The sequence below is a fragment of the Methylococcus capsulatus genome (genome assembly GCF_036864975.1).
In the GTDB taxonomy this organism is placed as follows: Bacteria; Pseudomonadota; Gammaproteobacteria; order Methylococcales; family Methylococcaceae; genus Methylococcus.
Genome location: NZ_CP104311.1, coordinates 2,316,629 through 2,331,564, shown reverse-complemented (window position 1 = coordinate 2,331,564; position 14,936 = coordinate 2,316,629). Strand labels below are relative to the sequence as shown.

General features: G+C 62.2%; 13 protein-coding genes and 2 tRNA genes. 2 read left to right on the top strand and 13 right to left on the bottom strand.

The genetic code is table 11. The features are described from left to right. Positions 1–516: 516 nt before the first annotated feature. From N4J17_RS11555 to tolQ, 11 genes are all read right to left on the bottom strand, one after another. A tRNA-Glu gene (locus tag N4J17_RS11555) sits at positions 517–592 on the bottom strand. 24 nt (positions 593–616) lie between these two features. Then, positions 617–692 (bottom strand) — tRNA-Ala (locus N4J17_RS11550). A gap of 27 nt (positions 693–719) precedes the next feature. Continuing rightward, the gene (gene gltX, locus N4J17_RS11545) at positions 720–2,141 is read right to left on the bottom strand and encodes a glutamate--tRNA ligase (protein WP_198323345.1); all 1,422 of its coding nucleotides are present in this window, start codon (positions 2,139–2,141) and stop codon (positions 720–722) included. Positions 2,142–2,201: 60 nt separating this feature from the next. Next, positions 2,202–2,873 (bottom strand): 7-cyano-7-deazaguanine synthase QueC, encoded by a 672-nt coding sequence (gene queC / locus N4J17_RS11540; protein ID WP_198323346.1) that lies wholly within the window; start codon positions 2,871–2,873, stop codon positions 2,202–2,204. Further along, entirely contained in the window at positions 2,873–3,520 is a 648-nt protein-coding gene (gene queE, locus N4J17_RS11535) for a 7-carboxy-7-deazaguanine synthase QueE (protein WP_198323347.1), read from the bottom strand. The genes queC and queE overlap by 1 nt, the downstream gene beginning before the upstream one ends. A gap of 5 nt (positions 3,521–3,525) precedes the next feature. Then, positions 3,526–4,383 carry a tol-pal system protein YbgF gene (gene ybgF, locus N4J17_RS11530; RefSeq protein WP_198323348.1) on the bottom strand — a complete coding sequence of 286 codons (858 nt, stop codon included), beginning with the start codon at positions 4,381–4,383 and terminating at the stop codon, positions 3,526–3,528. A 4-nt stretch (positions 4,384–4,387) separates the two neighbouring features. Continuing rightward, the gene (gene pal / locus N4J17_RS11525; protein WP_338457602.1) at positions 4,388–5,026 is read right to left on the bottom strand and encodes a peptidoglycan-associated lipoprotein Pal; all 639 of its coding nucleotides are present in this window, start codon (positions 5,024–5,026) and stop codon (positions 4,388–4,390) included. A 9-nt stretch (positions 5,027–5,035) separates the two neighbouring features. Further along, entirely contained in the window at positions 5,036–6,310 is a 1,275-nt protein-coding gene (gene tolB / locus N4J17_RS11520) for a Tol-Pal system beta propeller repeat protein TolB (protein ID WP_198323349.1), read from the bottom strand. Positions 6,311–6,329: 19 nt separating this feature from the next. Next, complete coding sequence (tolA, locus tag N4J17_RS11515; RefSeq protein ID WP_338457601.1) at positions 6,330–8,738, bottom strand: cell envelope integrity protein TolA; 2,409 nt, start codon at positions 8,736–8,738, stop codon at positions 6,330–6,332. Continuing rightward, entirely contained in the window at positions 8,738–9,175 is a 438-nt protein-coding gene (tolR, locus tag N4J17_RS11510; protein ID WP_198323352.1) for a protein TolR, read from the bottom strand. Before tolR ends, tolA begins: the two co-directional genes overlap by 1 nt. After that, positions 9,172–9,849, bottom strand: coding sequence for a protein TolQ (tolQ, locus tag N4J17_RS11505; RefSeq protein WP_198323353.1), 678 nt, complete (start codon positions 9,847–9,849; stop codon positions 9,172–9,174). The genes tolR and tolQ overlap by 4 nt, the downstream gene beginning before the upstream one ends. Before the next feature lie 285 nt (positions 9,850–10,134). Between tolQ and N4J17_RS11500 the strand changes: the two genes are divergently transcribed. Beyond that, positions 10,135–12,522 (top strand): dynamin family protein, encoded by a 2,388-nt coding sequence (locus N4J17_RS11500; protein WP_198323410.1) that lies wholly within the window; start codon positions 10,135–10,137, stop codon positions 12,520–12,522. A 17-nt stretch (positions 12,523–12,539) separates the two neighbouring features. After that, complete coding sequence (locus N4J17_RS11495; RefSeq protein ID WP_198323354.1) at positions 12,540–13,229, top strand: hypothetical protein; 690 nt, start codon at positions 12,540–12,542, stop codon at positions 13,227–13,229. Positions 13,230–13,490: 261 nt separating this feature from the next. Here the strand turns inward: N4J17_RS11495 and ybgC are convergent, their stop codons facing one another. Further along, complete coding sequence (ybgC, locus tag N4J17_RS11490) at positions 13,491–13,898, bottom strand: tol-pal system-associated acyl-CoA thioesterase (protein WP_232470555.1); 408 nt, start codon at positions 13,896–13,898, stop codon at positions 13,491–13,493. After that, entirely contained in the window at positions 13,891–14,925 is a 1,035-nt protein-coding gene (gene ruvB / locus N4J17_RS11485; RefSeq protein WP_198323355.1) for a Holliday junction branch migration DNA helicase RuvB, read from the bottom strand. Before ruvB ends, ybgC begins: the two co-directional genes overlap by 8 nt. Positions 14,926–14,936 lie beyond the last annotated feature (11 nt).

Sequence of the window (14,936 nt, the reverse complement as noted above, 5' to 3'; positions counted from 1 at the left end):
AGAAGACCGGGATGGAGGGGACGCCCCAGGCGGGCAGGGTCTTTCAATGCGAGACCTCCCTCTCTCACCCCCTTCGGGCGCAAAGCATCCACCTGCAGGGCGCAAATTTGAACTATGGAGAGCATGATCCGGAGAGCAGCTTCCGAGAACGGGACCAGTCATCAACCGGCATTCCTGCCGATTCGGCATCAGCCGGGGGCGGCTGGCGACCATGAACGTCAGCCTGGATTGCACCTCGGACTTGCTCGTTTTCGTTATTTCACAGACATGATACCGTAACAAACGCAAGGTATTCTGCGTGTTCGCCACGCCTAGGTCATCGGCAACTGAAAACGGTGGCTCTTTCTCATTTCGTCCACCGTAGGCGTGGCGCTTCGGAACGCTAAGCATGCATCGGCGCAGTTGGTGCTGATGCACGAACTGCGTATGCTCTGTGGGTAAAAAGGCTGTAAGAACGGCCGTTGAGGACGTTGATCCCGTACCGCCGGCCTGAAGCATCGTAACCGATCGATTTCATGGCGTCCCCAGGGGGATTCGAACCCCCGTCGCCGCCGTGAAAGGGCGGTGTCCTGGGCCTCTAGACGATGGGGACAGGACTGACTTGCTAACTTAGAGTTGGTGGAGCCAGGGAGGATCGAACTCCCGACCTCAACAATGCCATTGTTGCGCTCTCCCAGCTGAGCTATGGCCCCAACCGAAGTTGAGCGGCTATTATACGTTTATCCGCTGCATCTGTCTACTTTTTTTGTCTCGATGTACTCCAAGGCGCGGTCGATGCGATTTAGAGTGCGCAGTTGACCCAGTAAATGCAAGGTGACATCCATGGGCGGCGACACGGCGGTGCCGGCCACCGCCACCCGTAGCGGCTGAGCGACAGCCCCGAGCTTGAGTCCCAGCTCCTCCCCAGTGGCGACCAGCACTGCGTGGAGGGGCTCCTTTTCCCATGACTGGACGACGGCCAGATGGCGCCGCAGCGCTTCCAGCGCCGGCACGCTGGCTGCAGTCAGATGCTTCTGGGCAGATTTGGGGTCGTAATCGTCGAAGTCCCGATAAAAGAACCGGCTGGCCTGAGCCATCTCCACCAGGGTCTTGCAGCGTTCGCGTTGGGCCAGCACCACGTCGACGGCATCCGGGCCTTCGGTCGGATCGATATCCAGGCGCCCCAGATGCCATCGCAGATGGTGGGCGACATGGGCTGGATCGGAATGCTTCAGGTAATGATGGTTCAGCCAGAGCAGCTTGTCGGGGTTGAAGGTGGCTGCCGAATGGTTGATCGCGTTGACGTCGAAGTACTCGATCATCTCATCGACCGAAAAAATTTCCTGATCGCCATGCGACCAGCCCAGGCGGACTAGGTAGTTGAGCAAGGCTTCCGGCAGATAACCTTCGTCGCGGTACTGCATCACGCTCACCGCGCCATGGCGTTTCGACAACCGTGCGCCATCGGCGCCGAGGATCATCGGCACATGGCCGTAGCGAGGCGGCTCGACGCCCAAAGCCTTGAGGATGTTGATCTGGCGCGGGGTGTTGTTGACATGGTCGTCACCGCGGATCACATGCGATACCTTCATATCGAGGTCATCCACCACCACGGTGAAGTTATAGGTCGGGGTGCCGTCCGAGCGGACGATGATCAGATCGTCGAGTTCGCTGTTCTGAAAAGCGATGCGTCCGCGCACCAGATCGTCCCATGCCACTTCCCCATCGGTCGGGTTGCGGAAACGGATCACCGGGGACACGCCCGGCCTAGGCTCGCTACGATGGCGGCAGCGGCCGTCGTAACGCGGTTTTTCCTTGCGCTCCATTTGCCCTGCCCTCAATTCGTCCAGCTCCTCCTTGGTGCAATAGCAGCGGTAGGCATGGCCTTCTTTCAGCAGTTGCTCCATCACCTCCCGGTAGCGGTCGAAACGGTGGGTCTGGTAGAACGGCCCCTCGTCATATTCGAGCCCCAGCCAGGTCATACCTTCGAGGATGGCGTTCACCGATTCCACAGTGGAACGCTCCTGGTCGGTATCCTCGATGCGCAGAATGAAGGTGCCGCCGTGCTTGCGGGCGTACAGCCAGGAGAATAGAGCGGTCCGAGCGCCGCCGATATGCAAGTGGCCGGTTGGGCTGGGTGCGAAACGTGTGCGGAGGGTCATCCCTAGAACCTGTTGGGTGAGCAGTAAACCAAAAAGTATTAATGATACCGGCGGGCGGCATCAACAGCGATAGCGGGTCGGATCGGCAATGCCGGCCTGCTCGAACCCTTGGCGACGTAGACGGCAGGAGTCGCAGACGCCGCAGGCCAGACCGTCCCTATCGGCGGCATAGCACGATACCGTCATGGCGTAGTCAATGCCGAGAGCCTTACCGGTACGGATGATGTCGGCCTTGGAAAGAGCGAGCAACGGCGTATGGATCCGGAACCGCCCGCCCTCGACGCCAACCTTGGTCGCCAGGTTGGCGAGCTGCTCGAAGGCCCGGATGAATTCCGGCCGGCAGTCTGGATAGCCGGAATAGTCCACGGCATTGACGCCGATGAAGATGTCCAGCGCCCCCAAGACCTCGGCCCAGCCCAGCGCGAAGGAAAGGAACACGGTGTTGCGGGCGGGAACGTAGGTGACCGGAATCCCGTTTTGCGGACAATCCGGTACGGCTATGTTGAGATCGGTCAGCGCCGATCCACCGATCGCATCGAGGCCGATGTGTACGGTCTTGTGCTCGATTGCCCCCAAGGAACGGGCGAGGCGACGCGCGGCCTTGAGTTCGGCGCCATGGCGCTGGCCGTAATCGAAGCTCATGGCATGGCAGGCGAAGCCCTCGCGGCGGGCAATCGCCAAGGTGGTGGCGGAATCGAGTCCACCCGACAACAGGACTACGGCAGGTTTCATCAGCGCCCCGGAGTGTCGCCCCAAAGCAGCTTGTGCAACTGGAGCTGAAAGCGGACGGGCAGCCGGTCCATTAGTATCCATTCAGCGAGCTCCACTGGATCAAGTGCGCCGGCCACCGGGGAAAAAAGGATTTCGCAACGCTCGGCGAGGCGGTGTTCGTCAAGCCTGGCCACGGCCCAATCGTAGTCGGGCCGGTCGGTGATCACGAATTTGACCTGGTCGCCTTGGCGGAGCGCGTCGACGTTCGCATACAGATTGCGGGACACTTCGCCCGAACCAGGAGTCTTCATGTCCACCACCCGCACCACGCGCGGGTCAACCGCCGAGATGTCGTGCGCCCCGCCCGTCTCCAGCGACACTTGGTAGCCCTCGTCGCAAAGGGCGGTAAGTAGCGGCAGACAGGCTTTCTGGGCCAGCGGTTCGCCGCCCGTCACCGTAACGTGGCGTGCGCCGTACCGGGCGACCCGTTCGACGATTTCAGCGATACTCATGCGCTCGCCGCCGCTGAAGGCATAGGCGGTATCGCAGTAGCAGCAGCGCAAGGGGCAGCCGGTGAGCCGGACGAACACGGTCGGCAAGCCGACCGTCCGGGTTTCGCCCTGGAGCGAAAAGAAAATTTCGGTGATGCGGACGAGAGTTTCGGTCACGAGGATCAGCGCTTCTCCTGCTGCATCTTCTGAAGCCTTTTCTCGGCCTGCTTCGCCGCGCTGGAGCCGGGATAACGTTTGATGACATCGTTTAGCATCTGTCTGGCGCTGGCAATCTGGCCAGTATCGGATTCGATGTAAGCCAGCTTCAGCGCCGCGTCCGGAACCTTGGTACTTTGCGGAAAATTCCTGATCAGCTTCTGAAACGCATCCTTTGCGCTGCTGAAATCACGGTTGACGTAATAGGCCTCGCCCAGCCAGTACTGGCCGTTATCGGCGTAGTCGCCGCTGGGATAGCGGGCGGTGAAACTCTTGAATTCCTTGATCGCTTCGGCGAATCTGCCGTCCTTGAGCGTCCCAAAGGCTCTCTGATACGCGGCCTCCCGGGCCGCGCCATCGGATGCTGGAGGAGGCGCGACCGGCCTGCTCGTCGGCGCGGGAGCCGGTGTCGCGGCCGCGGTTCGGGTTTCCCCGCCAGTCCCGGCTTCCTCGGCTCCGGCGTCCTGGGCATCCGCCGCGACGCCGTCAGCCGGCGCCGCCGGCGGGCTCCCTCCGCCCTGCCGGATCCGCTGATCCAAATCCGTATACATGGCCTGCTGCTGGCTCTTCAGCGTTTCCAGTTTGTGGTTGACCTCTTCGAGTTGGCCGCGTGTTTTCGCCAACTCCCGCTGGAGGCGCTCGATCTGAGTATTCAGATCCATTAGCACCTGGCCGGAGAGTTTTTTCTCCAGTTTGGCGACGCGCTCGTCCAAGGTCTCCGCGCCGTAACCCCCAGCATCATAGGCGCCATAGCCCTGCTCCGCCCAAACCGGAATGGCCAGTGACAGTCCGCAAAACATGAACAGAACAGGTAGAGATCTCATCGGATCAATTTCCCGGGTAGACTATTTCGACACGGCGATTCTTGGCCCAGGCCGCTTCTCCGCTGCCCGGGTCCGCGGGTTTCTCTTCGCCGAAACTCACGATCTGCATCTGACCGTCGCTTGCACCCTGAAAGCGCATGGTGTTGGCGATCGAGCGCGCCCGCTGTTCGCCCAGGGCGATGTTGTATTCGGGCGAGCCGCGTTCGTCGCAATGCCCTTCCAGCGTCACCGTAACGTTGGGATGCGCTGCCAGATAAGCAGCGTGTGCATTGACGATCGGCACGTACTCGGGCAAAACCTCGCTGCTGTCGTAGCTGAAATAAATTACCCGCTTAGAGAGCGGGCTGGAAGGATCGTTCAAGGCGGGATCCCCCGCGCCGCCGTATCCGCCACCGCTTCCATAAGCGCCTCCGGTTCCGCCGTACGCCTTGCCGGCCCCGCCGCCCGGACCGTACTTGCCGATCTGGGGCCCGCCCGGGCCGCCGCCCTCCAGGCCAACTCCGGCCGTCTCGTCTGGCTTCACCTCTTCCTTCTTTGAGCATCCCGCCATAAGCAGCAATGCCGCAACCATTATCACCAAACCCGTTCTCATGCGATTCATATTGCCTCCCTTTCCAAACTCTCGAGATTTATAAGGCCACATCCGCCTCGATCAAGGCGACCACGCCGGTTCCCGCACGGCACCCCCCTCGATCTGCAGACTCTGGCGGACCTTGCCGTCAATGGAAACCGCCGCCAGCTGCCCCCGGCGCGCCGCGTAAAGAATCATGCTGCCGTTGGGAGCGAAGCCGGGGGATTCGTCCAAAGGACCGTTGGTCAAAACCCGAACCGCGCGGCTGGCCAGGTCCATGACCGCTATCCGGTAATCGCCGCCCTTGCCGTGCACCATGGCGAGGCTGCGGCCATCTGGCGAGAAGACACCGCGGGCGTTGTAATCCCCCTCGTAGGTCAGCCGTTCGGCCGGCCCCCCGCCCGCTGACACCAGATACAATTGGGGCTTACCGCCGCGATCGGAAGTGAATACGATGGACCGGCCATCCCGGGACCAGTTCGGCTCGGTGTCGATCCCACTGTAGTCGGTGATCTTGGTGAGCCCGCCCGATCCCAGGTTCATGACGTAGATATCGGGATTGCCATCCTTCGACAGGGTCAACGCCAGCCGTGATCCATCCGGAGAGAAAGCCGGCGCGCCGTTGATACCCGGAGTGTCCGACACCTTCCGGCGCTCGCCGGTCGCCAGCGTCTGGACGTAGATCGCCGACCTCCGGCTTTCGAACGAAACGTAGGCGATCTTGGTACCGTCGGGCGACCATGCCGGCGACATGATCGGCTCGTTCGAGACGATGACGCTCTGCGGGTTGTAGCCGTCAGTATCGGCCACCTGTAGGTTATAGCGCCGGTTGCCGCCTTCTCCGGTTACGGTGACGTAAGCGACACGAGTAGCGAACGCGCCGGGCTCGCCCGTGATCGCCTTATAAATGACGTCGGCGATCCGATGGGCGGCCTGGCGGGTTCCGGCTCTGCCGAAGGGCAGTTTGTAGCTGATGACCAGCGTGCCACGGATGACGTCGACGACATGAAAATCGGCTTCGTAATCGCCGCCAGCCGGCTGAACCTGTCCGACCACGACGAAATCCTGACCCAAGGACTGCCACACCGCCTGCTGAATCTGGTCCGGCGCAGTCGGACGCTCCCGCATGGCGCTTTCCGCCAAGGTACGGAATCGCCCGCTGCGCTGCAGGTCGGCTGATACGATCTGGCTGAGGGATTCACTCAGACTTCCCTGGTTGGCGAAAGGAACGACGGCCACCGGGATCGCGCCTTCCACCCCTTGGCTGATCTGAACCTGGAGTTCCGCACAGACCTGACCCGCGGCGAAAAGCAACAGGAATGATATCCAACGGGCGATCGCACGCGCCTTGTTCATGCTTGGTACCTTGACTCGACTAACCGGAAGGATCGAATTTGAAAGTGAACGAACGGAGCTCCGCGGCAACCCTGGGATCGGACGGCATGGGCAGGGGGGAGGCCTTTTTCACCGCGCTTTCTGCGGAACGGTCGAAAGTGGCGTCGCCGCTACTCTTCACGACTCGAGCTTCAACGACCGTTCCATCTCCCAGCGTTCTTACCTGAATTATACAGGACAGGCCACCTCTGGCGGCAGGCGGCTTGAGCCACAAGCCCTCCACACGGGGTTTGATGTAACGGTTCGCCCATTTGTTCGCTTCCCGCTCCGTCTGCTCCCTGCGTTCGTTGTTGATCTGCTCCTCGAGTTCTGCCTTGCGCCGGGCATCTTCCGCAGCCTTTTTCCGAGCTTCGGCCGCCGCTATGACTTTGGCTTCTTCTTCCATTTCCCTTTTGGCTTCTGCCATGGCCCTGGCCTTGGCCTCTTCTGCGGCCTTACGCCTTGCTTCCGCCGCCGCCCGCGCCTTCGCTTCCTCCTCGGCCTTCTCCCGCGCTTCGGCTTCGGCTTTCTCCCGTGCGGCTTCAGCGGCTTTGCGCTTCGCTTCGGCTTCGGCCGCCGCCTTGGCTTTGGCTTCTTCGGCGGCTTTGCGCCGCGCTTCGGCTTCGGCTTTTTCCTTCGCTTCTTCCGCCGCCTTCTTCCGGGCCACCGCTTCCGCCGCCGCCCGCGCCTTCGCTTCCTCCTCGGCCTTCTGCCGCGCTTCGGCTTCGGCTTTCTCCCGTGCGGCTTCAGCGGCTTTGCGCTTCGCTTCGGCTTCGGCCGCCGCCTTGGCTTTGGCTTCTTCGGCGGCTTTGCGCCGCGCTTCGGCTTCGGCTTTTTCCTTCGCTTCTTCCGCCGCCTTCTTCCGGGCCACCGCTTCCGCCGCCGCCCGCGCCTTCGCTTCCTCCTCGGCCTTCTGCCGCGCTTCGGCTTCGGCTTTCTCCCGTGCGGCTTCAGCGGCTTTGCGCTTCGCTTCGGCTTCGGCCGCCGCCTTGGCTTTGGCTTCTTCGGCGGCTTTGCGCCGCGCTTCGGCTTCGGCTTTTTCCTTCGCTTCTTCCGCCGCCTTCTTCCGGGCCGCCGCTTCCGCCGCCACCCGCGCCTTCGCTTCCTCCTCGGCCTTCTCCCGCGCTTCGGCTTCGGCTTTCTCCCGTGCGGCTTCAGCGGCTTTGCGCTTCGCTTCGGCTTCGGCCGCCGCCTTGGCTTTGGCTTCTTCGGCGGCTTTGCGCCGCGCTTCGGCTTCGGCTTTTTCCTTCGCTTCTTCCGCCGCCTTCTTCCGGGCCACCGCTTCCGCCGCCGCCCGCGCCTTCGCTTCCTCCTCGGCCTTCTGCCGCGCTTCGGCTTCGGCTTTCTCCCGTGCGGCTTCAGCGGCTTTGCGCTTCGCTTCGGCTTCGGCCGCCGCCTTGGCTTTGGCTTCTTCGGCGGCTTTGCGCCGCGCTTCGGCTTCGGCTTTTTCCTTCGCTTCTTCCGCCGCCTTCTTCCGGGCCGCCGCTTCCGCCGCCACCCGCGCCTTCGCTTCCTCCTCGGCCTTCTCCCGCGCTTCGGCTTCGGCTTTCTCCCGTGCGGCTTCAGCGGCTTTGCGCTTCGCTTCGGCTTCGGCCGCCGCCTTGGCTTTGGCTTCTTCGGCGGCTTTGCGCTTCGCTTCGGCTTCGGCTTTTTCCTTCGCTTCTTCCGCCGCCTTCTTCCGGGCCGCCGCTTCCGCCGCCGCCCGCGCCTTCGCTTCCTCCTCGGCCTTCTCCCGCGCTTCGGCTTCGGCTTTCTCCCGTGCGGCTTCAGCGGCTTTGCGCTTCGCTTCGGCTTCGGCCGCCGCCTTGGCTTTGGCTTCTTCGGCGGCTTTGCGCCGCGCTTCGGCTTCGGCTTTTTCCTTCGCTTCTTCCGCCGCCTTCTTCCGGGCCACCGCTTCCGCCGCCGCCCGCGCCTTCGCTTCCTCCTCGGCCTTCTGCCGCGCTTCAGCCGCTTTTCGGCGCACTTCAGCCTCGGCCTTTTCACGCGCTTCCTCTGCCGCCCGTTCTTTTGCCGCTGCTTCCACTTTCCTTCTTTGCTCGTCTTTTCGAGCCTGGTCAGCGAGTTTCTTGGCCTCCATTTGCCGCCGGCTCTCTTCGGCGGCCTTCTCGGCCGCGATTTGCTGAGCGCGCCGGGACTCTTCCGGATTCGGGGTTGAAGCAGGCCCGGGCGGTTCAGGCACGGGTTCCGGCCCGATTTCCGCTGGCGGAGCCGTTTCGGCCTTGAGCCGTTCCGCCTCGGCGGCGATACGGGGATCGTCGAGGACCACCGCCTCGATGATGTCGGGCTGAGGCACTTGGGCCGATCGTTGCGAAGCTTCGAACTTCAGGGCGAACAGGATCAGCAGAACGATGTGGAGCACCAGCGCCAGCGCAAATGGCCCGCGCAGGCTGCGAAGACGAGAATCGGCCATCAATCTTCGACGGGATTCGTCATCAGACCGACCTGCGGCACGCCGGAATTTTTGAGCGCAGCCATCACCGTGATCACCCGTCCATACTCCACGGCCTGGTCACCCCGGATCAGCACGGCAGTACCTGGTTTTTCGGCCAGGGCGCGGGTCACTTTCTCGGTCAACGTGAGAGGGTCGACCGGAATGTCTTCCTGGTTGGTCGCATCCAGGTAGAGCTGGCCGTCCTTGTCGATGGTGACGATGATCGGCTTGTCCTGATTCGGGTCGATCGCCCTCGCCTCGGCTTTGGGCAGGTCGACATCGACGCCGGATTGGAGCATCGGTGCAGTCACCATGAAGATGATGAGCAGCACCAGCGAGACATCGATGTAGGGTACGACGTTGATTTCGGCCATGGGACGGCGGCGGCCGCGTCCGGCTCCGGTCGAGACGTTCATTTGGTGTGCGCCTGCCGGTGCAGCAGGCTCAGGAATTCCTCGGTGAAGGACTCGTAGCGGTTCGCCAGCCGGGAAATGTTGGTCGAATACCGGTTGTACGCGATCACCGCCGGGATCGCTGCAAACAGCCCCATGGCCGTGGCAACCAGCGCCTCCGAAATGCCGGGCGCCACCATCGCCAGAGTCGCCTGCTTGACCGAGCCCAACGAACGGAACGAATTCATGATGCCCCACACGGTACCGAACAGGCCGATGTATGGGCTGGTCGATCCTACTGTGGCCAGGAACGGCAGCCTTTCGTCCAGCTTGTCCAGCTCGCGGTTGAGCGCCACCCGCATGGCGCGCTGAGTACCCTCCATCACCGCCTCCGGCATGATGCCGCTCTGCTGCCGCAAGCGGCCGAACTCCTTGAAGCCCGCCAGAAAGATAAGCTCCATGCCGCCGCATTCGTCGCTTTCCGTCGCCAGCTGGCGGTAAAGATCGGCCAGGTCGATGCCGGACCAGAAACGGTCTTCGAAAGCGATGGAGGTCTGTTCGGCACGCCGGATCTCGCGGTACTTGCCGAAAATGAACGTCCAGGAGATCACGGACGCCGCGATCAAAATGAACATGACGATCTGGACGACCGCGCTGGCCTCCTTGATCAGAGTGATAATCGACAGCTCAGAATTCATTTTCGCTCTGAGATTTGATGTAGAGGAATGACTAAAATCCGGAGGACCGGCATGCGGCTGAAGAATCCACCGGCAGGATGGGGTAGACCGGGTGCCGGCTAGTTTATGAAATACCGGCGGGGCCAATCAAGCCGCCGCCTGGGCCGCGGCGTGGAAAGCCGGCGAACCGGCCGGATTGGTTCACAAGGCTTAGATGTTAAAATGCGGCAACCCAATATTCATGGTTTCGTCACCCGGCCCGCCGTCAGCCGCCTGCCACGAGGACCCTCTTTGGAAACCCATGCAATGAAAGAGCCGGACTACAGCCTTTACGTCAAGGCGTTCACTCGTTTATTTGAGGCTTACGACGCCGCAGCCCCCTATCTCGGCCTCACCGACGACTTCAAATATTACGTCAACCGCAAACGGACCTGGCTGGAACGGCTGAAGTCGCCGGAGTTCCCGGTCGCCTTCCTGGGGGCATTCTCGGCTGGCAAGAGCACCATCATCAACGCCGTGCTCGGCAACGACATCCTGCCCCAGGCCACCAAGTCCTTCACCGCCATCCCCACCCTAATCCGCAAAGGCAAGAATGCCAAAGCCGTCATCCATTATCTGGACGAGAACGAACGGGAAGAACTGAAGAACCTGTATGTCGAGGAGATTTCCAAGGAACTGCGCAAGAGCTGCGACGCCTACCGAAGTTTGAGCCGGGGCGAACTGCTGAGCCAGCTCGGCCGGGACATCGAACAGCACAAAGGGCAGTTCGGGTCGTTCAACAAGCAGAAGTTCTTCGACGAATTGAAAACTCTCGTCCACGGCTGGAACAAGCTCAGCGGGGCGAAGAAGGAAATCGTCCTGCAGGAGTTGCCGAGCTACGTCACCGAAGACTACGAGGATGTGCTTTTCGTCAATCAGGCGGAAATCTTCCTCACGGACGTCAGTATCCCCGAAAACGTGGTGCTGGTGGACCTGCCGGGATTGGGGGTGGTCAATCCGCGCCACCGCAAGGTGACCAAATCCTACGTGGAAAACGACGCCAAGGCCTTCGTCATCGCCATGAAGGTGTTTCACCTGCTGGAAGGCGAGGAAATCGAACTGTTGGCCGAAATCCACAGCCAGCGCAAGCGCGTGCTGCAGCGGGCATTCTGGGTGATCAACCAGTGGGACGTGCTGAGCGCTCAGCAAAAGAAAGAAGAACAGGTCAATTTCGGCCAGAAGATCGACCGTTACGGTTTCCATATCACCAAAGACCGCGTGTTCAAGGTCTCGGCGCTCAACTACCTGCTGCTGAAATTGATTCAGGACGGCCGTCTGGAACAGAGCGTGAGCCTGCGCGAACATGCGGACGCTCTTCAGAAAGCGCTCGGCAAAATCCCCGAACGTCACGAAGCCGAGCGCCATCTCAAGACGCTCGACGAAGCCAAAAGTTTCGCCGCTTTCCGCAGCAGCCTCTTCGACTACCTCGCGCATACGGCCCGCGCCGAGTTCCTCGACGAAGCCCGCAGCGAGTACCTGGATCTGGCGAAAAAGCTGCGGGACCAGCTGGAACCCCTCCACCAGCGCTACCTCAACACCAGTGACGACAGCATGAAAAACACCTTTCTCGCCAGCGAGTTGTCGCGTCGTCAGGATGAAGTCCTACGGCGCCTGCGTTCCACCGTCGAAGAGCACGTCAAGGCGTTGCGGACCGAGGTGCTGCCCGAGTTCGTGTTCTGGCGTGACGAGGACCAGGAGCGGCTCGGCCAGCAGATCACCCATGCGATCGACACTTTAGACCGCAAGGCACTGAAAAACGAGCTGCTCAAAGGGTTGGACCTGCACAGCGTCGTCAGCCGTCTGCCGCACAAGATCGAGGAAAATCTGCGCATCCAGCACACTTTCCGCTGCCAGCTGCAGCAGCTGCTGGAGGAGCAGATGGTACGCCGCCATCTGGCGCAACTGCTCGAAGACATCACCGCCACCGATGCCCTGCCGCCGGAGGTGCTGACGGTGCTGCAGGACCGGCTGAGCGGCCGTGACATGCTCAACCGGCTTAAAGGCATGTGCGACGTGTTCCTGTTCGAATATGGCGAGGTCATCGACGACCTGGGCCGTGACATCATGGCCCAGGCCGCCGGCGATGCGGGCCGCAGAAGGGACGACATCCTGGAGCATGTGCAGAAAAACGCCGACCTCGCGCTGGAAATCGCCAGAAGCCTCAATCTGATCGGCCCCGGCGAGGGAGCACAGCAAATGCTCGCGCTCGGTCTGGACAAGCTGCGGCGCATTCAGGACAGACTGGCCGACTCGAAGAGCAACGGCGCTGACTCGAAGAGCACCGAAGCTGACAGCACCCCGCAGGCGCTTTCGCCGGCGACGATCCGCGGCGACGAAATCGACCGCGCTCTGGACCGCTACAAAAGCGGCCTGCTGGAATATACCCGGCGACAACAGATGCAGATCAACAAGTTCGCGCGGCGGGGCATCAAGAACTATTTCGAAGAGCTGGAAGGGGAACTGCTGGGCTATTTCGATTCCATCAAGGGCGAAATCGCCAAGACCATCATGAAACAGCTCACCCGCGACCTCGACGCCGAACTCAAGGCCGAATTGGACAAGCAGCGGGCGATCCGCGACGCCTACGCGGTCGTGACGTCCGCCGTCGGAGCGGAGTCCGGTCGAGGCCCCCTGAAAGGCCCCTCCACCGCGTGAGAAAGCGGGCCTGGGCAGTGGCGCTCGCGACCGCCTGCGCCGCCGGATGCGCGACGCCACAGACCTGGCTATACCGGCCCGAGCCGGCTGCGGAGCGCCGCCCCCTGCTGGTTCTGGCAGTCGCGGTACCGCCATTCCAGGATGCGCGGGCGAATGCCAATACCGACGAGCTGATGCAGTACGCCATGCCCCTTTTCCCTTTCGGCTGGCAGGATCTCTCCCATCCGGAATACGAGCAACGGCATGCCAATACCGGGACATGGCTGTGGAAACCGGACGAGGACTTGGCGCGGGCCACCGTGGCGGAACTCAACCAAGCCCGAATATTCAAACAGGTAGCGTTCAGCCGCGGCGTCGGCGAGGCCGATCTCAAACTCGAAGGCACGGTGAAATCGACCCGTTATCGCTCGCAAATGTTCAGCTACGGGCTGTCGGTGGTCGGCCCGCTGTTCTGGGTCTTAGGCGCGCCTTCAGACAGCTTCGACAACGAACTGGTTCTCGCCTTCCGACTCAGGGAAAACGGCAACGACAAGGTTTTGTGGGAAAAGGAGTATTCCCGGCAGATCGGCAAGACGAGCTGGATCTACAACGTGCAGGACGATTTCCGCTATCCCGAACTCGCCAAGGCCATCCTCAGGCAACTCGTGGACGACCTCGGCGCCTTTGCGGATATGAACGGACGCGTGCTGCCGGTAAGTGGAAAATGAGCTAGCGTACTGTCCCCAACATTTCCTTACTTTCTGAACGGTAGTAATTTGGGTGGGTACGAGGGTCAGCGAAGAGTCGCTATCGCGACGATGATTTGAATCGGGTTTCCGCACCCGAAGGCGGGTAACTTTATCTTTGCTCGGCCAAAGAAAAGTCACCAAAAGAAAGGCCGCCCAACTGCCGCGGCATACGGGACTCTCCGGCATCCGAACGTCGCTTATTACCAAAGCTTTGTCGGGAACATTACGCTAGCGAGGAATTCAGCCGCCGTCCCGCAGCCGTTTAAGCAAGACCTCCGGCACGGCCTGCGGCCGGAAGCTGTCCGCGGCCAGACAAACGATCCGCACCCGCCCCTCGCACAGCGTGGCGTCCTCCCGCATCACCCGCTGAACGAAACTGAAGCTCGCCGGCCGCGCTTCGACCAGCTCCGCGCTGACCAGCAAGGCATCGTTGAACCGGGCCGGCTTGAGGTATTCGGCCTGCACCGAGCGGACGGCGAAAATCACGCCCAGGTCCTGCCACAAGCTGTCCTGCTCAAACCCCAAGGCACGCAACCATTCGGTGCGGGCGCGCTCCATGAATTTCAGATAGTTGGCGTAATACACCACGCCCCCGGCATCGGTGTCCTCGTAATACACCCGCACCGGCCAGACGAACCCTTCACTCATCGCCGAACAGCTCCTCGTTGAAATTCGCCCGCTGTGGCGGTTTCAGTCCAAAATGGAGATAGGCGTTGCGCGTGGCGACGCGGCCACGCGGGGTGCGCATGATGAAGCCCTGCTGGATCAGATAGGGCTCGAGCACGTCCTCGATGGTGCCGCGCTCCTCGCCGATCGCCGCAGCCAGGTTGTCCAGCCCGACCGGCCCACCGTCGAACTTCTCCATCATGGTCAACAACAGACGGCGATCCGACTGATCGAAGCCGTTCGGGTCGACGTCGAGCATCTCCAGCGCCTTCCCCGCCACTTCGCCGGTGATCCGCCCGTCCGCCATCACCTGAGCGAAGTCCCGCACCCTCCGCAGCAGGCGGTTGGCGATGCGGGGGGTGCCACGGGACCGGCGCGCCACCTCGATGGCGCCTTCCGGCGTGATCTCGCTACCCAGTATGCGGGCGGAGCGGGCGACGATCCGGCCCAGCTCCTCGACGCTGTAGAACTCCAGCCGGTGCACGATACCGAACCGGTCGCGCAGGGGCGAGGTCAGAAGCCCGGCGCGGGTCGTGGCGCCGACCAGGGTGAACGGCGGCAGATCGAGCTTGATCGAACGGGCAGCGGGGCCTTCGCCGATCATGATGTCGATCTGGTAGTCCTCCATCGCGGGGTACAGCACCTCTTCCACCACTGCGCCGAGACGGTGGATTTCGTCGATGAACAGCACGTCGCGCGGTTCGAGATTGGTCAACAGCGCCGCCAGATCGCCGGCCTTCTCCAGCACCGGCCCGGAGGTGTGACGCACGTTGACGCCCAGCTCATTGGCGATAATGTTCGCCAGCGTGGTCTTGCCCAGCCCGGGCGGCCCGAAGATCAGCACGTGATCCAGCGCCTCGCCGCGCCCCAGCGCCGCATGGATGAAGATGGCCAACTGCTCACGCATCGCGCGCTGGCCGACGTAATCTTCCAGACGCTTGGGACGGATGGCGCGGTCGATGGCCTCTTCGTCCCACTGCCCCGCTGCACTCACCAGCCGCTGCGTCATGGATCCAGCTC